Raw genomic sequence first — 21,752 nt, 5'->3', positions numbered from 1 at the left:
CGGCTACGTGTGTAACTTCGAGCGAATGAACAAAAAAAGACAATCACCGCTTGTACGGTCATTGTCTTTTACCAACAAAAAACCGCATAGAGCCATCTATGCGGTCGTCAAATTCTTGTCCAGCATAGATACAAACTTTAGAATCGTACATTGTTGTACTCTAAAAAGTTGTATCTACGAAAAAGTTCGCCCTTGATACAACTTATCTACGCCAGTTACGCCAATTATTTTTATGTTCTGATAAAAATTGAATTGATAAGTTCATCTTGGACCATCCTTTCCTTTAAGTGTTATCCTAAGTCTAATCGAATTTTATTTATCCGTCAACTAATTTTTTATTTTTTTGTTTTTTTGTTATTTTTCACTAAGTATTTCGCTACACTTACTCCAAGGTGCTCTCTGTTGTTTTTTCCGTTTGTTCGCCGTTTGCTAATTCTTTTTCAAGTTGTTTGATGTTGATCAGTGGCAATCGATTCAATGCAGGAACCAGGGTTTTCTCAAGTTCCTCTTTACTTTGGTCAGAAAGGACTAAGCGATTTCTCTCTTTTCCGCCATCAAAGAAAATAATAGTGATTTTATCTTTTTCGATCCCATATCGTTGTTCTAATTCTTGGGTATCATAAACGAGTGGATAGAAGAAAATCGATCGATTCAATTCACTACTTTGTTGCGGATCTTCAAATATATCCACCACTTGCTTGTAAAGTTCACCTTTCGGCAGACTAAACATGACAGAGATGGCTCGACTATCAGTGATCTCTTGATGCGCGGAAGAAAATGGCAAAGGCTGTAGCTTTTCGGAATGGATCGAGGAATAAATCAATGTATCCACCTGTGCTTCTTTGATTTTACTTGGCAAAAAAAACATTGCAGCCGTCAACAAAAATGAACAGCTCAGAAGAAGACCGATCCGTCTGAAATATTTTTGAGGATGTTGTTCAAAATCCTCTGATAAATTCGTGTAGCTTAGTATGATTTTATCCTTTATCTCTACCATCAATCGCTGCATTCTCTTTTCCCCCACCTGTTCTTTCTTTAATTATACCTAAAATCAAGCGAAAGAACGAAATAAAACACTAGTTTTTCATGTAAATTCTTTCTTTATTCTCTCTTTTACAGAAGAAATCATCCGGTCCATTGGTCTTTCCTTTCTTTTTTCGTTATAATAAGTGTACTTATGAATAGAAATGAGGAATGAATCATGTCCTTTGATGGTGTATTTACCCATGCAATGATCCGTGAATTGCGCGAAACACTATTATCTGGTCGGGTCTCAAAGATCCACCAACCGTATGAAAATGAAATCATTTTGGTGATTCGTTCTCGTGGAAAGAACCACCGATTGTTGTTATCTGCTCATCCAAGCTATGCCCGTGTCCAGATCACAGAGATCGATTATCAAAATCCAGAAAATCCGCCGAACTTCGTGATGATGTTGCGTAAACATTTAGATGGTGCGATTTTAGAAAATATCAAGCAAATCAAAAATGATCGAGTGATCCACTTCCATTTTTCAAAACGAGATGAACTAGGCGACTTACAAAATATTGTTTTGATCGTTGAATTGATGGGACGACACAGTACCATCGTTTTAGTGAATCAACAAACACAAAAGATCCTAGACGCGATCAAGCATATCGGCAGCTCACAAAACACGTATCGTTCGTTACTCCCTGGTGTCGAATATGTCGCACCACCTGAACAAGCGGCACTTGATCCTTTTGAAGCAACAAAAGAACAAGTATTTGAACGCTTATCAAAAATCGAGGCAAATGCAAAAGCACTGCAACAAGTATTTCAAGGATTAGGTCACGACACTGCATTAGAATTAGTCGAACGGATCAATCAGCGACCGAATGAAAAAATGGCTGTTTGGGAAGAATTCTTTACTGCGATCGATCAACCTACACCCACACACTATGAAGTGGGTACAAAAGAATACTTTACGCCGATTGCTTATCAAGAATTAGCGAAACAAGCCGATTCAGTGCAAGAATACGAAACATTAAGCGCGTTGTTAGATGCGTTTTACCAAGAAAAAGCGGAAAAAGATCGGGCGAAACAACAAGGTGGCGAACTGATCCGTAAAATCGAAAATGAACTGAAACGTAATCGCAATAAATTGAAAAAGCGCGAACAGACCTTGCTTGATTCTGAAAATGCGGAGGAATTTCGTCGTGATGGCGAACTATTGACAACTTTTATGACTCAAGTTCCTCGTGGTGCGACTGAAGTGACCTTGGCGAATTATTATGAAGAGAATCAACCAATCCGGATTGCTCTTGATCCCGCCTTAACACCTAATCAGAATGCGCAAAAGTACTTTCATCGCTACCAAAAACTTAAAAATGCGGTCAAATTGATCGGGAAACAAATCGAAGAAGCGAAAAGCGAGATCCAGTACCTTGAATCTGTCCTTTCGCAATTGGAGATTGCTGGACCGATGGATATCGAAGTGATCAAAGAAGAGCTATTAGCAGAGGGCTACTTGAAAAAGAAAACAAACAAAAAACAAAAGAAAGCAAAATCTTCTCAACCTGATCGCTACTTCTCTTCTGACGGCACTGAGATTTTAGTTGGTAAAAACAATCTGCAAAATGATCAATTAACTATGAAAACTGCAAGAAAAACGGATCACTGGTTGCACGCGCAAAACATTCCAGGGTCTCACGTGATCATCAAGAGTGATCAACCTTCTGATGAAACCATTACGGAAGCTGCGGAACTAGCTGCGTATTACTCCAAATATCGCCACTCTGCACAAGTGCCTGTGGATCTAGTGCAAGTCAAACATATTCGCAAACCGAATGGCGCTAAACCAGGCTATGTGATTTACGAAAACCAAAAAACGATCATTGTGACGCCAGAGGAAGAAAAAATCCAAGCAATGACGAAAGATTGATTTTGCTGAAAAAAACCGACGTCAAGAATTCATGACTTCTGACGATCGGTTTTTTTGTGTATTTATAACTATCTTCAATTAAAATTGGTAGCCTGTCGCAATGATTTCTTTTGTGCCAGTTGTTCGATCGAAGGCTTCTAAGACAAATCCTGAACCATAATCGACACGATAGGTACCAGCACCAATTTTATGTCCTGCCACATTTGCATCGACTTTCTTCCAGTTATTACGAGTTTCTGTGATATAGCGATCCCAATAACTATCTGACAGCACTTGGCGGTCGCCAACTACCGTTCCAAGTCCATATGTATGGATGCGCCCAGCAGCATCTTTTTTGTATGGGATATCTGCTCGGATGCGTTCTTGTAAATCAACCGATCCTGTGGCTTCACCCGTATAAAATACCCAATTGACTTCGACTGTATGTCCCGGTCGAACATTGATAGCTTGACCAGGAACAGTCCAGCCTTTTTGTGTCTCCCGTGTATGTGAAGTGGTTGTACTAAAATTGTAACTTAATTCAAGACCCATACTTGCCGAACCAAACATTGGTACACTGATTTCAGTACTCGCTGATGTAGAAATACCTGCAGAATGTGTAGTTGATGTCGTAATCGAATCTATATAAGTTTGGGTATAAGAAGGTGTGGTAAACGTTTGATCTTGATTTGTTTGATTATGAAAAACACTTGTATTAACAGTTTTTGACGTTTGTTTCGTTCCCATATCACTATTGACTCCTACAGAATAGGATTGACTGGACACATTTTTTGGATTGTATTCATTGCCAGTCAGTCTTTCATTCACACCAATATCTCCCCATTGATACATTTGGTAGGACAAAGCGTAGGCCATCGTACTCATGCGATCGATCGTGCTTTGATTGACCGATTTCAAATACCCTTCTCCGATTTGTGGAAGCGAATCATCCGCACAAGCAACAGACTCCCCTTTAAATAGTCCTACACTCGTCGCTCCAACTACTCCTAACATTAATTAAATTACTTTTTTCATTTTGCTGATCCCCTTTGTCATTATTGATAAACCAACAGTGAAATCGTTCCCAATTGATTTATTAATGACAGTATGAATCATTTTTTAACTATGTAACATTATGTACTTTACTGCAACAATACAGTCAGACTTGAACGAACAAAAAATAAGCCTGAAATCAACATTCACTGATTTCACGACTTATCTTTTGCATCATCTTCTTTTCCAATGAAAGGATTGATTTGATTTTAAACATTCACTTCATCTGTTTCATCACCTGTTGGATACTTGTGATAAACTTCTTGGCGATATCACTTAATGGCTGCTTTCCAGAATAAATGACATATAACTCATTCATTGGACTATCCGCTAAAGGAATCAAGCGTAAATATTCTTTGATCTCCCCGATCACGATGCCAGAGCCTGAAGCATAGGCATCTGTTTCTAACACAATGTTCATCAACGTGCCACGGTCACTCGTATAGATCACCGATTCTTGTTCAGGGATCTCAATTAGATCTTCATAAAAGTAAGGAAAATTATTGCCATCTTGTGTAAAGCGAACTTGTGGAAATGCTGCTAACTCTTCTACCTTTATTTCTTCTTGCTGGGCAAGTGGATGGCGCTGTCTAAGAAAGATATGGGTCTTAAATGTTCCTAAAGACTGCGCGACTAATTCCCCTTGTTCTAAGTAACGCTTGATCCCTGTGCGATTATGGTCATTCATATAAAGGATACCTAACTCGCTTTACTGCTGTTGGACTTCTTCGATCACGTTTGCTGTCGTCGTTTCCATGATCCGAAACTGCTTCACTTCTGCTTTAAACGTCTCGATCAGTTGCGCAGTCAACGGTCCTAAAAAATCATAGTGTTGTGAAGCAATCGAAAAGCTTTCTCGCTTTTCACTTTTTTGGTAATAGTTTTCCAAAGAATCTAATTGTACTAAAATCCGTTCCGCCCGTTTTAAAAAGGCTTGACCTTCTTCGGTTAGATAGGCACCTCGATTCGTGCGGGTAAATAAAGTGATACTTAATTCATTTTCCAATTCTTTGATCGCTGCAGAAAGGCTTGGTTGAGAAACAAACAATTTTTTTGCTGCTTCTCGAAAACTTCCATTATTCGCTACCGCAGTGACATATTTCAATTGTTGGATATTCATTTCGTCCCCTTGTAATAATAAATTTTTCGTTCCTTTAGTGGTTGTAATGGACGATTGTTTGGCTGCGCATATTGTCCTTTGAATGGGATCAAAAAATCACGATTCAATTGACCGACTTGATCCATGACGAACCATTGGATCGGCCCACTCGTTGGCGGAGTGGTCAAGGAACCAACGTAATGATAATGACTTTTCTGCTCAGGGAAAAAGACAGAGGCATCGGTCCAATGCTCATGTGCATCGAGATCCCATTTGTCGCCATTTTGGCGATCGTACAACCAACCCTCATCATTTGATAGATGGTACATCGCACCAACCACTAAGTTTTCTTGTCGTTCGTTCGTATGGACAAAGTGAAACTCGATATCTTCTTGTTTCCCATTGATGACGTGTTCTGACGGCATATGAAAATGGATGTCGGTCAAATAGTATTTGTCTTCATTGAAAAGAACGTAACTGATTTGATCGTATGGCACAAGATGGATCGTGTTCTTGAACTCTTTATCCGTGAAGCGTTGCTTCTGATAGTGAAAAGACAGTGTTTCTTTCGTGTCACTGCTTTCTTCACATGTAACTAGAGGAATGGGCGATTGCCACTCAAATTCGGCTCCTTTTGCAAACCAATCGCACAATCCTGCCCAATGTTCCGGTCCTCTTTCACCAGAATAACCCCACTCAACATCCATATTCTTCTTCAACTAAAATTCCTCCTGAATCAGTTACCTACAAGGCACTTCGACTATTCTTTTTCTTTTTTGACAATGTTTGAAACAGCTGCTAAGAAATCCTCTTTTCCATAGAATTCTTGATTGAGCAACTCCGGAAAGATCTCCTTGAAAAAATATTGGACGGAAGGTCGATGGTCGAAGCCTTTGATCGTTGTGACTGCCTCAATAAACATCTCTTTATAGACTTTCTCCGGATTATTTTTACTGATCTCATCAAATGATTCGTACAACAAATCGATTTTATCTGAAACTGCTAATAATTCGCCTTCGACCGTATCGTCTTTTCCTTCGAATAAGCGGCGACGATAGACGTCTTGTAACGCTTCGGGAATTTCTTGATTGATGAACTCATCCGTCATTTTTTCTTCGACAGTCTGTAGCATCCCCCGCAACTCTTTACTTGCATATTTTACCGGTGTTTTGATGTCACCGATAAAACGTTCAGTATAATCATGGTTCAAAGCTTTTTCATACAAGAGTTTCCAATCGATTGGTTGCCCATGGAGTTCTTCAATATCACCTAAGACTTGCGCAATTGAAGCCACACGATAGGAATGAGCCGCAACAGTATGTTCAGTGTGTTTGAAGAAACCTGGCGCCCGTGTGATTCTTTCTAAGTTATTTAGTCCTAAAATAAATTCATTCAATCCCATAAAGATTCCTCCTCCTTGAGATGACTTTTCCGATAATGTTATCATTAAATAACTTGAATTCGCAAATTTTCAGCTTATTATCTTTAGAGGTTTTCATTTATAAAAGAATAGTTTTTACTATGTATCATCAGGATTTGGCTATTTCAAAAATAGAAAAAGGGCTGAAACAACAAATGTTTTCCGCCCTTTTTTCAACTTAATCCGTCACCCAGTTCTCAGGATCTTTTTTCCATTCTTTTAGTAAAGCTAATTCTGTTTCGTCAATGGTTTTATTTTCTAAAGCAAATTCGATCAGCACAGAATAATTCGTCAAAGTAACCAATGGTAGACCCGCTGCTTCAAAGTTAGCTTTTCCTTTTGGCAACTCGTAAGTAAAGATAGCTGCGACACCTAAAACATCCGCACCTTCTCGTTTCGCTGCTTCAGCGGCTTCTAGTACACTTCCACCTGTTGAGATCAAATCTTCAATGACCACCATTTTTTGTCCTTCGAAGATCCGTCCTTCGATTTGGTTTCCTTTGCCATGAGCTTTCGCTTTGCTGCGAATATAGACCATTGGTAAGTCTAAGATCTCAGCTACCCAAGCTGCATGAGGGATTCCTGCAGTTGCTGTTCCAGCAATCACTTCGACTTCTGGAAATTCTTGCTTGATTTTTTCAGCTAATCCTTGAGCGATTTCTTTTCTTACTTTTGGATAACTCATCGTGATGCGATTGTCACAATAGATGGGGCTTTTGATGCCACTTGCCCAAGTAAATGGTTGATTTGGGCTTAAGAAAACAGCTTCGATTTCTAAAAGGTCTTTGGCAATAGTTTGTTCGATATTCATAGATCAACGACTCCATTCTGCTTTGATTGTTTGATAGGCTTGGTAGGGATCTTCTGCTTGTGTGATTGGTCGACCGACAACGATAAAGGTTGAACCGATTTCTTTTGCGCGGGCTGGTGTCACGATTCTGGTTTGGTCACCAGCAACTGTTCCTTCCGGTCGGATGCCAGGTGTCAAACATGTAAATGACTCACCTGCTTTTGCTTTGATTGATGCCACTTCAAGTGCTGAAGATACGACCCCATCTAAACCTGCTTCTTTTGCACAAGTTGCGTAGTGGATCACACTTTCTTCTAGCGGCACTTCGATCAGTTGATCATGGTGCATCTCTTCTTCACTCGTAGAAGTCAGTTGCGTGATTGCTAAAAGTAAAGGTCGTTTCTTCCCTTCGGGTGTGCCATCTGTCAAACCGCGCATCGCCGCTTCCATCATACGGATACCGCCGGCAGCATGGACACAGGTGATGTCTACGCCTAATTTTGCTAAGCCACGCATCGCTTTTTCCACGGTGTTCGGGATATCATGTAATTTCAAATCTAAGAAAACGTTATGTCCAGCATCTTTTAACCAGCGAACGATGATCGGCCCTTCTTGATAAAAGAGTTCCATACCGATTTTAACGAATAACTTTTCGTCTTCTGGGAAACGTTGCATAAATGTTTCTACTTCTTGCCAAGATGAAAAATCTAAAGCAATGATTGGTCGTTGATTCATTGATTTCTACCTTCTTTCACTTCTTTGATCAATTGCTCTAAAGACTCAATGCCTAACTCGCTCATTCTCGCTGGTAGGTCTGCAATCAGTTTTGGACAGATATAAGGGTCGGTAAAATTCGCCGTTCCAACAGCAACTGCACTTGCACCTGCCATATACATCTCCAGTACATCATCCACGGTTTGCACACCGCCCATCCCAATGATCGGCAAGTTAGAGACACCTGCCACTTGATGGATCAAACGAATAGCTACCGGTTTGATCGCTGGTCCTGAAAGACCGCCTGTTTGATTGGCAAGGATCGGTTTTCTGGTTTTCAGATCGATACGCATCCCTAACAAGGTATTGATCATGGTAAAACCATCGGCTCCGCCAGCCTCGATAGCTTGAGCCACTGGGACGATATCCGTAACATTAGGAGATAATTTGACATAGACAGGGACATTCGCCACTTTTTTCACTGCTTGTGTCAGTTGGAACGCCACATCCGGATCCGTACCAAAAGCAATTCCGCCATGTTTGACATTTGGACAAGAGATATTCAGTTCAATGGCATGGACATTCGGTGCATCACCGATCTTGCCACAGACTTCGACATAGTCTTCTTCACAGGCGCCAGCGACATTCGCAATGATCGGCAAATCTTTATAGGTGGCTAATTCAGGTAGCGATTTTTCCATGACCACTTCCATTCCAGGATTTTGCAACCCGATCGCGTTGAGCATACCAGAAGGTGTTTCTGCTACTCGCGGCGTGGGATTACCAAAGCGCGCTTTAGGTGTCGTCGCTTTGACCATGATCGCGCCAAGTTGGTTCAAATCGTAGTATTTACCATATTCTTTGCCAAATCCAAAGCAGCCACTTGCTGGCATGATCGGATTCTTCAAGTTTAGTCCTGGAAGTTTAACTGCTAAAGGGTTACTCATAAAATCACCTCTCCTGCTTGGAAAATCGGTCCTTCATCACAGACTTTCAAGCTTTTCGTTCCTGTTTTATCGCCTGGGACATGACAGACACATGCGTAACATGCACCGACACCGCAAGCCATGCGAGACTCTAAGGACAGTTGGACGTTAGGATGACCGGCGAAAAGCTGTTCCACTGTCTTTAGTAATCCATTTGAACCGCATGCAAAAACAGCAGCAGGCTTATCTTTTGCCGCAAGTAATAGATTACCGACATTCCCATGGAGTCCATAGGTGCCGTCATCCGTTGCGATCCTTGTATCACCTAGCTTTAGAAATTCTTCTTCATAATACATTACTTCTTGTGAAGCAAAGCCTAGAAAGTGAATCGCTTTGACGCCTCGTTGCTTTAGCTGTTTCGATAGTTCGTATAAAGGAGGAACACCGATCCCTCCACCGACAATGAAGACCTCATCTTCTTTCGTTAATCCTGAAAGATCAAAGCCATTCCCTAAAGGTCCTAAGACGTCTAAAGAATCACCAGCAGTCAATTCTGCGAAATGCTTTGTTCCGTCTCCTTCTACACGGTAGATGATACGACAAGTTTTTTGTGATTGATCGATCTGGTTGATACTGATTGGTCGGCGCAACAACAAATCTGCTCGGGGTACCCGAATATGAAGGAATTGTCCAGGGCATGTCATTTCTTTGACTAATTCCCCTGTCAGTGTCATTTCATAGATTCGTGGTGCTAGTTGCCGTTGGTGAACGATTTTCATTACTTCTTGTTTCATCTTAACACTCCTATGTTTTGGGACTTTTCGCTAGACTGCTTTGCTTTTTTTATTTTTTAAATAGGAGGGCAATTGCCCTCCACGATTAGATTGCTTGTGTTGAAAATGCTCGGGATTCCATCACGCGGACGATCGCATCCGCAGTATCAAGGGAAGTAAACAATGGCGTGCCATGCTCTACTGCCTCACGTCGAATGATAAAACCATCTTTTGACGCATTCCCACGATCTTTATCAATGGTATTGACGACCACTTGTGCTTTGCCCGCACGAATCAGGTCAACGACATTTTTCTCTTTTGTTTCCTCAGAGATTTTAGCTACTGGGGTCACCACAAGTCCGTGTTGTTCAAAGAACGCTGCGGTATTTTTCGTTGCCAATAAGCTATAGCCGATTTCTGCAAAGCGTTTTGCTAGACCTAAGGCTTCTTCTTTCGTTTCATCGGCGATCGTAAACAAGACAGCACCATAATCAGGCAGACGTAAGCCAGATGCTTCAAACGCTTTATACAGCGCTTTGTCTAAGTTTTGATCCGAGCCCATGACTTCACCTGTCGATTTCATCTCTGGGCCTAAATAAGTGTCCACTTTATGCAACTTTGTGAATGAGAAAACTGGCGCTTTGACATGGACGTTGGCAGTTTCAGGGTACAAACCATCTTCATAGCCTAAGTCTTTCAATTTTTCTCCTAAGATGGCTTTTGTCGCGATCTGTGCCATCGGGATATTCGTCACTTTGCTCAAGAAAGGAACCGTTCGACTCGCACGTGGGTTCACTTCGATGACATATACTTGGTTGTCGTGGATCACGAATTGGATGTTCATCATCCCGACACAATTCAACCCTCGTGCTAAACGGATCGTGTAATCTTCGATTGTTTGCTTGATTTCCTCTGACAGCGCTTGTGGTGGATAAACCGCCATCGAATCGCCTGAATGGACCCCTGCACGTTCAATATGTTCCATGATTCCTGGGATCAAGACGGTTTCACCATCACAGATCGCATCGACTTCACACTCACTACCGATCAAGTAACGATCGACTAAGACTGGATGTTCTGGTGAAGCTTTGACCGCATGTTCCATATAATCTTCTAAGTCACGTTGGTTCTCCACGATCTCCATTGCCCGACCTCCCAAGACATAGCTTGGACGAACAAGTACTGGATAGCCGATTTTATTGGCAACTGCAACTGCTTCTTCTTTACTTGTCGCAGTATCTCCTAGTGGCTGAGGCACCCCTAATTCTTGTAACGCTTGTTCGAATAGATCACGGTTCTCCGCACGATCAAGGTCTTCGATCGTTGTCCCTAGGATTTTTACGCCTGCATTTGCTAATGGTTCAGCCAAGTTGATCGCTGTTTGTCCTCCAAATTGGACGATGACACCGATTGGTTGCTCTAACTCGATGACATTCATCACATCTTCAAAAGTCAAAGGCTCAAAGTAAAGTTTATCAGAAATCGAGAAATCTGTCGAAACGGTTTCAGGGTTACTATTCATGATGATTGCTTCATAACCTGCTTGTTGAATGGCTTTCACTGAATGAACTGTCGCATAATCAAATTCGACCCCTTGTCCGATACGGATCGGTCCAGAACCAAGTACTAACACAGAAGGTTTTTCCGAACGATGACTTTCATTTTCGATTTCATACGTACTATAGAAATAAGGGGTATGAGATTCAAATTCGGCAGCACACGTATCGACCATTTTGTAGACAGGTTGAATGTTCTTTTCTGTACGTAATTGACGAATCGCTTCCGTCGTCGTTTTCCACAATTCCGCAATTTTTCGATCCGTGAAGCCATTTTGTTTCACAGTAAGAAGTAGATCCAACTGATTCGGTTGTTCCGAAAGCTCGTCTTCTAATTCAACGATGTGCAACAATTTATCTAAGAAGAATAAATCGATTTTCGTCAAGTCTGCCAGTTCTTGGATCGGATAGCCCCGACGGATCGCTTCGGCTAAGTAGAATAAACGATCATCTTGTGCCCGGACGATTTTCTCCATCAAACGTTCTTCACTGACTGTCTTCAGTTCAGGCAATTCAAGGTGGTGTGCCCCGATTTCTAATGAACGAACCGCTTTTAGTAAAGATTCTTCGATGTTACGACCGATCGCCATTACTTCGCCGGTCGCTTTCATTTGCGTACCTAAGACACGTTCCCCGTTTTCGAATTTGTCAAAAGGCCAACGTGGGATCTTGGCTACTACATAGTCCAATGCAGGTTCAAATTCAGCATAAGTCGTTCCTGTTACTGGATTTTTCATTTCATCCAAGGTCAAGCCTAACGCGATCTTAGCTGCTAATTTTGCGATCGGATAGCCGGTCGCTTTACTTGCTAAAGCAGAGGAGCGTGAAACACGAGGGTTCACTTCGATGACATAGTAGTTGAAACTATGAGGGTCTAATGCTAACTGAACGTTACAGCCACCTTCGATTTTTAAGGCACGGATGATCGATAGTGACGCATCTCTTAACATTTGATATTCATGGTCTGCTAATGTCTGGCTTGGTGCAAAGACGATCGAATCGCCTGTATGGATACCAACTGGATCGAAATTCTCCATGTTGCAGACGACGATAGCATTATCGGCAGAGTCGCGCATCACTTCATATTCGATTTCTTTGAAGCCTGCAATACTGCGTTCGATCAAACATTGTGTGACAGGTGATAAACTCAACCCATTTTCCGCGATTTGGCGTAGCTCGGCTTCATTCTCACACATACCACCACCAGTACCACCTAATGTGAAGGCTGGTCGAACGATGATCGGATAACCGATTTTATTGGCAAAAGCAACTGCTTCTTCCACCGTCGTCACGATTTCTGATTCGGGGATCGGTTGATTTAATTCTTCCATCAACTTTTTGAACAAGTCACGATCTTCTGCTTGGTCGATCGCACTTAATTTTGTCCCTAGTAATTCGATGCCTAATTCGTCCAAGATTCCTGACTCGGCTAATTCCATCGCCATGTTCAGACCTGTTTGCCCACCTAATGTCGGTAAGATCGCATCTGGACGTTCTTTTCGTAAAATTCGTGAGACAAATTCTAATGTGATTGGTTCTAAGTAGACTTGATCCGCAATTTCTTTATCGGTCATGATCGTTGCTGGATTGGAGTTGACTAAGACGACTTCGTAGCCCTCTTCTTTTAAAGCAAGACAAGCCTGTGTGCCTGCATAGTCAAACTCAGCGGCTTGACCAATGATGATCGGACCAGAACCGATCACCATGATTTTATTGATATCTGTGCGTTTTGGCATTAGAATTGCTCCTTTCCAGCGTCCATCATTTCCATAAATTCATCAAATAAATGTAGTGCATCATGTGGGCCAGGTGCTGCATCTGGATGGAATTGCACACTGAAGGCAGGATAGCGACGGTGACGGACACCTTCGACTGTGCCATCATTGACTTCCACGTGAGTGACAAGTAATTGTTCCGGATCGATCGTCTGTTCATCTACCGCATAGCCATGGTTTTGTGACGTAAAATCGATTCTTCCTGTTGCAACTTCACGCACAGGATGATTCAGTCCACGGTGACCAAATTTCATTTTGTACGTATCTGCACCATTTGCTAGTGCAAAAAGTTGATGCCCCAAGCAGATGCCGAAAATCGGGATCTTGCCTTGGATTTGTTTGATCATCTCGATCGCTTCTGGTACATCTTTCGGATCCCCTGGTCCATTCGTCAACATCACGCCGTCTGGCGATAATGAAAGGATCGTTTCCGCATCCGTATTGTACGGTAAGACTGTTAAATTACAGTCACGCTTACTCAATTCACGTAAGATGCTATGTTTCAATCCAAAATCAATGACTGCCACATTTCTTCCTGTTCCTGGGCTTGGATAAGGTTTATTGGTTGAAACTTGTTGGACTTGGTTCGTTGCCAAGACGGTTGCTTTTAGTTGGTCAAACGCATGTTCAAATGTGTCGCCTGCATCCACGATACTGGCTTTCATTGTCCCAACTTCACGGATTTTTCGTGTCAACGCCCGTGTATCGATGCCAGAGATACCAGGGATTCCTTTTTGTTTCAAGAACTCGTCTAATGTCATTTGGTTACGCCAATTTGACGCAACACGTGCATGCTCTTTGACCACTACACCTTTACACGTTGGTGCAATCGATTCATAATCATCACGGTTGACGCCATAATTCCCTACCATCGGGTACGTAAATGTAATGATCTGTCCATTAAAACTTTGGTCTGTGATCGTTTCTTGATATCCTGTCATACTTGTCGTAAAGACGATTTCTCCAAACACATTGGCTGTCGCGCCAAATGATTTCCCTCTAAATACTGTGCCATCTTCTAAAATCAGCAACCGTTCCATCCAATTATTCCCCCTTATGCCAAACAAGTTTTCCGTTGACAAATGTCATCAATGTTTCCCCTTTGATTTCCCAACCGACAAAAGGTGTGTTTTCGCCTTTTGATAAGAAATCTTTTTTATCGATTACTGCAGCATGGGCAATATCGTAAACGGCCAAGTCTGCTGGTGCGCCGATCGTCAAGGTCCCAGCTTCCAAGCCAAAGATGGCTGCTGGTTTGACTGCCATCCAGTCAATCACTTGCTCTAGTGTGAATTTTCCAGTTTCAATAAAATGTGTATACACGAGTTGGAAGGCTGTTTCACTTCCAACGATCCCGAACGGTGATTGCAAGAAACTTTGACTTTTTTCTTCTAATCCGTGAGGTGCGTGGTCGGTGGCAATACAATCGATCGTGCCATCAAGCAAGCCTTCGATCAATGCCTCGCGATCTGCTTTGCCTCTCAATGGCGGATTCATTTTCCAAAAACCAAAATCTTCTGGAATATCTTCATCGATCAAGATCAGATGATGTGGTGAAACCTCTGCGGTCACATGGATCCCGGCTTTTTTCGCATCGCGGATCACTCGCACGCTTTCTTTTGTTGAAACGTGGCAGACATGATAATGAACGCCTGTTGCTTCCGCTAATAGCAGATCACGAGCAATTTGAGAAGACTCAGTCACACTTAAAATACCTGGCAACCCTAGCTCTTCTGCTTTTTCTCCTGCGTGCATCACACCGCCAAATAATAATGATTCATCTTCTGTGTGAGCAACGAGTGCTTTATTGTTTTTTGCGGCTTCTTTCATCGCTAAGTACATCGTGCCTGCTGTTTGCACGCCGACACCGTCGTTGGTAAAAGCAAATGCGCCTTCATTGATCAATGCTTCTTGATCGACCAGTTCTTCACTTCGAAGATTCTCAGTGATCGGTGCATATTGTAAGACTTTGACGACAGCATCACGTTTGATGATGTCATAGACTTGTTTTAATTTTTCTGCTGTATCGGGTACTGGGTCAAGATTTGGCATCGCACAAACAGTGGTGAACCCACCTCGAGCAGCTGCTTTCGTGCCAGCTTCGATCGTTTCCTTGTAAGTAAAGCCTGGCTCTCTCAAATGGACATGGACATCCACTAATCCAGGTGTGATCAACTGCCCTTGTGCATCAAACACTTCATCAAATTCAGCCTCAGGAAAGCCTGTACCGATTGCTTTGATCTTTCCTTCTTCGATCCAAATTTCTGCTGGTGTTGTTTCATTTCTTTTTGTATTGATTTGACCGTTTTTAATGAGCGTTTTCATGTTTCTTCCTCCTCTTATCTCTATGCTTTTCCACTTAATACAGCTTCTAAGATCGCCATTCTGACAAACACACCATTGCTCATTTGTTGAATGATCCGTGACTGCAACCCTTCAACCAGTGAGTCCGCCAACTCGACATCTCGATTGACTGGGGCAGGGTGCATGATGATTGCGTGTTTTTGCATTTTTTTGGCACGTTCGACCGTCAAGCCGTACTCTTGGTGATAGCCTTCTTTTGAAAAGCTTTCTTTTCCATCATGACGTTCATGTTGCACCCGCAACATCATCATGACATCGACTTGATCCAGTAATTCATCCAGTGGTAAGTAATGACCGTAAACTTCGAATTCATCGTCATACCATTCTCTCGGACCTGAGAAGAAGACTTGCGCGCCAAGACGTTTCAACATTTGCATGTTCGATTTTGCGACACGAGAATGCGTGATATCACCGACGATAGCCACTTTCAAGCCTTCGAAATAGCCAAATTCTTCGTAGATCGTCATCAAATCAAGTAAACACTGCGTTGGATGTTGCCCACTACCGTCACCACCATTGATGATCGAGCATTGGATCGTTTTACTTTGGATCAATTCGTCGTAGTAGTTTTCGTCTCCATGACGGATAACTGCTACATCCACCCCAAGTGCAGACATCGTTAGAACGGTATCGTATAATGTTTCACCTTTTGTAACTGAACTTGTACTTGCTTCAAATTCGATCACTTCAAGACCAAGTTTCTTTTCTGCTACATCAAAACTTTTATGGGTTCGTGTACTGTTTTCAAAGAACAAGTTCGTCGCAAAATATTGAGATTTTTGTGGTGACCAAGTTGCACCTTGCTTGAACTCTTGTCCTCGTCGGATCAACCCCATTACTTCTTGGTCTGTCAATGCCTCTACCGTTAATAAGTGTTTTAAACTGATGCGTTCTGATTTGATGATCATGCGATGTCCTCCTTAATTTTCTTCGCTGCGTGAAGTTTCTGGTAAGATAAGATTCAAAATGATTCCTAAAACTGTTGCTAGTGCCATGGCAGATAAAGTGAATGTTCCTACTTCAAGGACTAATCCTCCGATACCTACGACTAAGATGACTGAAGCAATCAATAGATTTTTCTTTTTATCAAAATCGATTTTGTTTTCGACTAAGATTTTCATTCCACTTGCCGCAATCACTCCGAATAGGATGAAACTGATACCTGAAATGACTGGGCCAGGAATACTTAATATCAAAGCACTTAGTTTGCCAATGAAACCAAGGATCACTGCGAAGACCGCTGCGCCTCCGATCACGAACACGCTGTGTACGCGAGTGATTGCCAAGACTCCGATATTTTCACCATAACTTGTCACTGGCGGTCCACCAACGAAGGCTGCCACTAGCTGAGCCAGCCCATCTCCTGTCAATGTACGGTGTAATCCTGGATCTTCAAAGAAATTACGTTTCGTCAATTTGTTCAAGACCATCAAGTGGCCGATGTGTTCAGTCATTGTGACAAAGGCGATCGGTGCCATCGTGGTAATCGCTCCTATATATAACTTCGGTTGATATTGCACAAAGGGAATCTCGAAGTTGGGTAGTGCAAACCACGGTGCATCAATGATTGGTTGGGTATCAACGATCCCGAAAAGTAAAGCGACGATGTATCCAGAGATGATGCCAAGCAGGATCGGTAATAATCCTAGGAACCCGCGTAGGAACATATTGAAGAAAATCGTCAATCCTAAAGTGATCAACGCAACTGATAGATATTTGAAATCGTAATGGTCTTGATTGAACATCGCGTTGTTTGCTGCATTGGCAGCTAAACCTAAACCGATGACCATGATGACTGGGCCAACCACGATCGGTGGCAAGATTTTGTCTAACCAAGCAGAACCGATTTTCTTGATGATCAACGCGACGATCAGATAGACAAGTGCTGTTGTCATCGCGCCTTGTGCGATCGCCGGGAATCCGTCGGTTTTCATCAACATCTGCATGGCTGCGATGAACGCGAAACTACTGCCTAGATAAGCTGGGATCTTTCCTTTCGTTGTAATCAAGTAAACGATCGTTCCTAATCCTGAACTGACCAAGGCAATCCCTGGGTCGATCCCAACTAAGATCGGTACTAAGACGGTTGCACCGAACATCGTGAATAAATGCTGTAAACTTAATCCCACCCAGTGTCCAATGGTTGGTCGATCATGGATGTCTAATACCACACTATCGTTGTGAAACTTTTTTTCTTCTGCCATCTTGCCTTACTCCTCTACTTTTCCTCGTTTAAGATCATGATGCGATCTTGTCCATCTAGTTCTTGCATCTCTACTAAGATTTCTTCTTTTTTTGCTGTAGGAATGTTTTTGCCTACATAATCTGCGCGGATCGGTAATTCTCGGTGTCCGCGATCAACTAGAACCGCTAGTGAGATTTTTCTCGGGCGACCAAAATCCATGACCGCATCCATTGCTGCGCGGATCGTCCGTCCTGTGTATAACACATCATCGATCAAGATGACTTCTTTTCCTTCTAAACTGACTGGAATATCTGAAGAATGCAATTCTGGTTCTTGAGCGATTTCTTTTTTATCATCACGGTACAACGTGATATCAAGTTCTCCTACAGGTACTTCGATATTTTCGAGTTGTTTCAGACGTTCGGCAATTCGAGCAGCAATATAGATCCCTCTCGTTTTGATCCCGACTAAAACGATCTCTTCGATACTTTGATTTCTTTCAATGATTTCATAAGTGATACGTGTTAGCGCTCGTTTCATCGTTACTTGATCCACTACTTCTTTTGCTTGCATCATTTTTCCCCCTCCATTTTTTACACAAAAAAACTCCTGCCCTAAGAGGACAGGAGGAATGTTTAGACTGAGTGTATACTGCTACACTGGTCGCTTTGTGTATGCGACGTCATTGAGCAAGTCTCGCTATGGCGCACCACAGGAATTCTTACTCACACCCTTCTTAGCCTCACGGGACTAAACTTAAAGGACTTCTATTAAGTTTTTCTTTTATTGTTTATTACTATACCGTTAAGTACTTTAAAAAGCAATATCTTTTCTCAACTTCTCTAAAGTTTTTTCAAAAACTTCTGGCAATGGTGCCTCAAAGGTCATTCGTTCATTCGTTTGAGGATGGGTGAAACCTAATAATTTCGCATGTAAAAATTGCCCATTGCCTTTGAGGGTTTTCTTTGGTCCATAAACGGGATCACCTGCTAAAGGATAACCGATATACTTCATATGCACACGGATCTGATGTGTACGCCCTGTTTCTAATTGTAACTCTACTAAAGTAAAATTATCAAAACGTTCTAGTACAGTAAAATGCGTCACAGCAGGTTTTCCATCTTCACGGATCGCTTGCATTTTTCGATCGACTTTTGAGCGCCCGATAGGTGCATTGATCGTCCCTTTTTCATGAGGAATAACGCCATGGACTAAAGCAATATATTTTCTTAGGGAAGTTTTATCTTTCAATTGCTGTGCCAAAGCTTCATGGGCTTGATCATTTTTGGCGATCATCAATAATCCAGACGTGTCTTTATCGATTCGATGGACGATCCCTGGACGGATCACGCCATTGATCGATGATAGATTTTTCATATGGTACATCAACGCATTGACTAGTGTTCCTTGGGCATGACCAGCAGAAGGATGAACAACCATGCCTTGTGGTTTATTGACCACAGCTACGTCGTCATCTTCATAGACGATTTCTATTGGTAAGTCTTCTGCTACGATTTCAAGTTCTTCAGGCTCTGGTACTTCCACGATGATTGCATCAGCCGATTTTACTTTGTAATTCGCTTTTACTGGTTCACCATTTACGGAAACGGCACCGTCTTTCAACCATTGTTGAACTTGTGAACGACTATGATCCGCAAATAATGCTGTTAGAACTTTATCGATTCGTCCTTTTTCTTCTTTGATCGTTGCTTTTAATTGTGTCATTTTTTTCGTTGTTCCTTTTCATCTAAAATAATATAAATCAATACGCAGATCACACCGATCACTAGAGAAATGTCTGCCACATTAAAAATCGGGAAATTCATGAAATCAGTTTGGAACATATCGATCACATACCCTAAACGGACACGATCGATAAAGTTACCGATTGCTCCAGCTAGAATCAATGTCAGACCGATCATGAACCAACGATTTCCGTTGCTACGATTTTTGATCATCAACGTCAAGATCACTACAACTGCGATGATCGTCACGACAGTAAAAAACCACATTTTTCCTTCTAGTAAACTCCAAGCTGCTCCGAAATTACGGATATGATTCAAGGACAAGACCCCTGGAATCACTGATTTCGTTTCTCCTAAAGCAAAGTTATCGACGATCAACCATTTTACCCATTGATCTAACCCGATGATCAACGCACTTATAATCCAATATATCGCTAACAAACAATCATTCCTTTTCTACTTCATGATAAATATCTCTTGGTCTGATGATCCCTAATAAATTTCCGTTAGGGTCGCCGTTTTTGGTGATCAACACAGCTTCAAGCGTACCCTGCTCGCCAAACATTTTTTCTACTTCAGCAATCGTTGTCTGAGCGGATACAAAATGATAATTGGTGTACTTACCATCTTGAGTGATCAGATCGGCAGCTATTTTCCCTTGAAGATCGATCACACCATGATGACTTTCTTTGGCTAACCAAAAACCTAACATCCGCAACGTCACTAATCCTTTGAATGTTCCTTTATGATAAAGCGGGAACTGAGAATAACGCTTTTGAGCAACAGTCTCCAACAAACTAGGTAATGGGATGTCCCATTCAAACCCAGTTACATGCTTTGCGAAACGCGGTAACACTGTTTCTGGACGAATCAGTTCTTGCTCGATTCTTTGGATGCGTTCCGCCGCCCAATCATTAGGCTCAGCGATAATAAAATCGACGGCGATGCGATCATGCACGATCGCATTACGTAATTGAGCCAACTGTAGTAAGTCATCCTCATATTTTTTGATACTTTGATGTTGCTTTTGTGCTAACCGACGAACGAGTTCGGTGAACCCCATGTTTCGTGGATTCCCCATCTCTTCTTGCATCCATTTTTCGATCCGATTAAAGCTACTCAAAAAAAGATCAGAATTCTTCATCACTAGCCTCCTTGATGACATATGCTTTATTTTTTATAAAGAAAAAGAAACCAATCATTACGACGACGATCAGTAAACTATAAAGGATACTTTGCATAAACACGGCGCTGATCCCCGTAAATAAGAACAGCAAAGGATACATCTGTAACAGTATCAGATTCATCGTGATCCGATAGTTTTTAGTTGGTCTTGATATCGCGTAAACCGGACTTTTCAGCCAAAAAAAGGTGACTTGCATCTGAAAAGGGGCGTCTACATCTATCATAACAGATTGGTTATGTCTTAAACTGATTTTCCGATCATCTATACGTAATGTGATTGGACTTCCCATTCCGTAAAATCCCGTATCTCTAGTAACATTCACTTCCATTTTCGCTCCTCCTATTATGCGTTAGTCTCTATCAAAACACAAGCGGAATCTCTGTTATTCCTAATGGATCGATCCTTGTATCATCTTTTTCAGCAGTCATTTTTCCTCATTTTCATCCTCTAATTTACTTTCAAGTCTTTTCTGCCCAAATCGATTGACAGAAGAAACCAAAAACACTAAGGCAGACATAAATAAAGCTGAAGATATAAATGTAATCCCTAAAATCGCTAAAAAATGAGGATCGAAATAACCAGTGTATAACTCATGATATAAGGTATAATTTCTCACCCCAGTAACTGCAGAAACGAATACACTTCCAACAATGACTGCTAACACTCGCAATTTCTTTGCATGTTTGGATTGATCGATAAGCTCGTGACCAATCAGTGAGCCACGGATCAATAAATAGATGAACGCTACTCCTAGCAACAATAACTCGGTAAATACTTCAGAAACTGGTTGCTCCAACAAATAACTTTTTACAAAGATCGAAGTCCCTAATAACACCAATAATAACAAAAAGGCTTCACTTTGTATTTGATTATTGACCTGTACAATACGTTCATCTTTAAGTTTATTCTTTTTCATCTTTATCCTCCCAAAATAGATCATCTAGTGTTTGATTCAATTCATGGCAGATGGCCTGACACAACTTGAGTGTGGGATTATACTTCCCTGCTTCAATCAATCCAATCGTTTGCCTTGTCACGCCTACACGTTGGGCCAATTTTTCTTGGCTTAAATCATTTGCTAAACGCGCGAGTTTCATTCGAATGTTTTTCAACTTGATGGTTAACCTCCATTCTTCTCTGTCATCCTAATTGTAAACTATACCTTACTAAATGTAAAATATATATTGCTAAAATAAATGTAAACGACAAATAAAAGTAATAGAAAAACTGGTACGTTAGCCCTCTCGCCCATCTCCGAATAAACGGTGGGAACAGAAGTAACCAC

21 protein-coding genes and 1 pseudogene are annotated in these 21,752 nt (G+C 41.7%); 1 reads left to right on the top strand and 21 read right to left on the bottom strand.

Features of this window, described 5'->3' with window-relative positions:
• Positions 1–382 precede the first annotated feature (382 nt).
• Positions 383–1,009 (bottom strand): hypothetical protein, encoded by a 627-nt coding sequence (locus IGI79_RS06710; protein WP_195475942.1) that lies wholly within the window; start codon positions 1,007–1,009, stop codon positions 383–385.
• Positions 1,010–1,201: 192 nt separating this feature from the next.
• Between IGI79_RS06710 and efbA the strand changes: the two genes are divergently transcribed.
• Positions 1,202–2,902 (top strand): fibronectin-binding protein EfbA, encoded by a 1,701-nt coding sequence (efbA, locus tag IGI79_RS06705; protein ID WP_195475940.1) that lies wholly within the window; start codon positions 1,202–1,204, stop codon positions 2,900–2,902.
• Between the two features lie 78 nt (positions 2,903–2,980).
• Here efbA and IGI79_RS06700 read toward each other — a convergent pair whose 3' ends face one another.
• From IGI79_RS06700 to IGI79_RS06605, 20 genes and pseudogenes are all read right to left on the bottom strand, one after another.
• Complete coding sequence (locus IGI79_RS06700; protein WP_438845764.1) at positions 2,981–3,895, bottom strand: ETX/MTX2 family pore-forming toxin; 915 nt, start codon at positions 3,893–3,895, stop codon at positions 2,981–2,983.
• A gap of 256 nt (positions 3,896–4,151) precedes the next feature.
• Positions 4,152–5,054: pseudogene (locus IGI79_RS06695) on the bottom strand (LysR family transcriptional regulator).
• Positions 5,051–5,752 carry a carbonic anhydrase family protein gene (locus IGI79_RS06690; RefSeq protein WP_019722832.1) on the bottom strand — a complete coding sequence of 234 codons (702 nt, stop codon included), beginning with the start codon at positions 5,750–5,752 and terminating at the stop codon, positions 5,051–5,053. Before IGI79_RS06690 ends, IGI79_RS06695 begins: the two are co-directional and overlap by 4 nt.
• Before the next feature lie 41 nt (positions 5,753–5,793).
• Positions 5,794–6,435, bottom strand: a complete 642-nt coding sequence (locus tag IGI79_RS06685; RefSeq protein ID WP_019722833.1) for a YfbR-like 5'-deoxynucleotidase — start codon at positions 6,433–6,435, stop codon at positions 5,794–5,796.
• Positions 6,436–6,631: 196 nt separating this feature from the next.
• Positions 6,632–7,264, bottom strand: coding sequence for an orotate phosphoribosyltransferase (gene pyrE, locus IGI79_RS06680; protein WP_010735509.1), 633 nt, complete (start codon positions 7,262–7,264; stop codon positions 6,632–6,634).
• Between the two features lie 3 nt (positions 7,265–7,267).
• Complete coding sequence (pyrF, locus tag IGI79_RS06675) at positions 7,268–7,978, bottom strand: orotidine-5'-phosphate decarboxylase (protein WP_195475936.1); 711 nt, start codon at positions 7,976–7,978, stop codon at positions 7,268–7,270.
• The gene (locus tag IGI79_RS06670) at positions 7,975–8,904 is read right to left on the bottom strand and encodes a dihydroorotate dehydrogenase (RefSeq protein WP_065095779.1); all 930 of its coding nucleotides are present in this window, start codon (positions 8,902–8,904) and stop codon (positions 7,975–7,977) included. The genes pyrF and IGI79_RS06670 overlap by 4 nt, the downstream gene beginning before the upstream one ends.
• Positions 8,901–9,677: a dihydroorotate dehydrogenase electron transfer subunit gene (locus tag IGI79_RS06665; protein WP_195475934.1), complete on the bottom strand. Its 777-nt coding sequence runs from the start codon at positions 9,675–9,677 to the stop codon at positions 8,901–8,903. The genes IGI79_RS06670 and IGI79_RS06665 overlap by 4 nt, the downstream gene beginning before the upstream one ends.
• A gap of 85 nt (positions 9,678–9,762) precedes the next feature.
• Positions 9,763–12,948 (bottom strand): carbamoyl-phosphate synthase large subunit, encoded by a 3,186-nt coding sequence (gene carB, locus IGI79_RS06660; RefSeq protein WP_195475932.1) that lies wholly within the window; start codon positions 12,946–12,948, stop codon positions 9,763–9,765.
• Positions 12,948–14,027 carry a carbamoyl phosphate synthase small subunit gene (locus tag IGI79_RS06655; RefSeq protein WP_195475930.1) on the bottom strand — a complete coding sequence of 360 codons (1,080 nt, stop codon included), beginning with the start codon at positions 14,025–14,027 and terminating at the stop codon, positions 12,948–12,950. Before IGI79_RS06655 ends, carB begins: the two co-directional genes overlap by 1 nt.
• Before the next feature lie 4 nt (positions 14,028–14,031).
• The gene (locus tag IGI79_RS06650; RefSeq protein WP_195475928.1) at positions 14,032–15,312 is read right to left on the bottom strand and encodes a dihydroorotase; all 1,281 of its coding nucleotides are present in this window, start codon (positions 15,310–15,312) and stop codon (positions 14,032–14,034) included.
• 20 nt (positions 15,313–15,332) lie between these two features.
• The gene (locus tag IGI79_RS06645) at positions 15,333–16,259 is read right to left on the bottom strand and encodes an aspartate carbamoyltransferase catalytic subunit (protein ID WP_065095774.1); all 927 of its coding nucleotides are present in this window, start codon (positions 16,257–16,259) and stop codon (positions 15,333–15,335) included.
• Positions 16,260–16,271: 12 nt separating this feature from the next.
• Positions 16,272–17,555 (bottom strand): solute carrier family 23 protein, encoded by a 1,284-nt coding sequence (locus IGI79_RS06640; RefSeq protein WP_010735517.1) that lies wholly within the window; start codon positions 17,553–17,555, stop codon positions 16,272–16,274.
• Positions 17,556–17,569: 14 nt separating this feature from the next.
• On the bottom strand, positions 17,570–18,109 hold the full coding sequence (pyrR, locus tag IGI79_RS06635) for a bifunctional pyr operon transcriptional regulator/uracil phosphoribosyltransferase PyrR (protein ID WP_029594119.1): 540 nt from the start codon (positions 18,107–18,109) through the stop codon (positions 17,570–17,572).
• Positions 18,110–18,349: 240 nt separating this feature from the next.
• On the bottom strand, positions 18,350–19,261 hold the full coding sequence (locus IGI79_RS06630; RefSeq protein WP_195475926.1) for an RluA family pseudouridine synthase: 912 nt from the start codon (positions 19,259–19,261) through the stop codon (positions 18,350–18,352).
• Complete coding sequence (gene lspA / locus IGI79_RS06625) at positions 19,258–19,722, bottom strand: signal peptidase II (RefSeq protein WP_195273443.1); 465 nt, start codon at positions 19,720–19,722, stop codon at positions 19,258–19,260. Before lspA ends, IGI79_RS06630 begins: the two co-directional genes overlap by 4 nt.
• A 4-nt stretch (positions 19,723–19,726) precedes the next feature.
• The gene (locus tag IGI79_RS06620) at positions 19,727–20,425 is read right to left on the bottom strand and encodes a CBS domain-containing protein (RefSeq protein ID WP_438845763.1); all 699 of its coding nucleotides are present in this window, start codon (positions 20,423–20,425) and stop codon (positions 19,727–19,729) included.
• Positions 20,412–20,795: a hypothetical protein gene (locus tag IGI79_RS06615; protein WP_195475921.1), complete on the bottom strand. Its 384-nt coding sequence runs from the start codon at positions 20,793–20,795 to the stop codon at positions 20,412–20,414. Before IGI79_RS06615 ends, IGI79_RS06620 begins: the two co-directional genes overlap by 14 nt.
• Positions 20,796–20,891: 96 nt before the next feature.
• On the bottom strand, positions 20,892–21,383 hold the full coding sequence (locus tag IGI79_RS06610) for a DUF6773 family protein (protein ID WP_019723662.1): 492 nt from the start codon (positions 21,381–21,383) through the stop codon (positions 20,892–20,894).
• Entirely contained in the window at positions 21,370–21,564 is a 195-nt protein-coding gene (locus IGI79_RS06605; RefSeq protein WP_438846065.1) for a helix-turn-helix transcriptional regulator, read from the bottom strand. The genes IGI79_RS06610 and IGI79_RS06605 overlap by 14 nt, the downstream gene beginning before the upstream one ends.
• Positions 21,565–21,752: the final 188 nt, after the last annotated feature.

This window comes from Enterococcus sp. AZ084 (assembly GCF_051714905.1).
Classification (GTDB): domain Bacteria; phylum Bacillota; class Bacilli; order Lactobacillales; family Enterococcaceae; genus Enterococcus_B; species Enterococcus_B pernyi.
The sequence above is the reverse complement of the archived record's forward strand: the minus strand, read 5'-3'. Positions and strand labels throughout refer to the sequence as shown.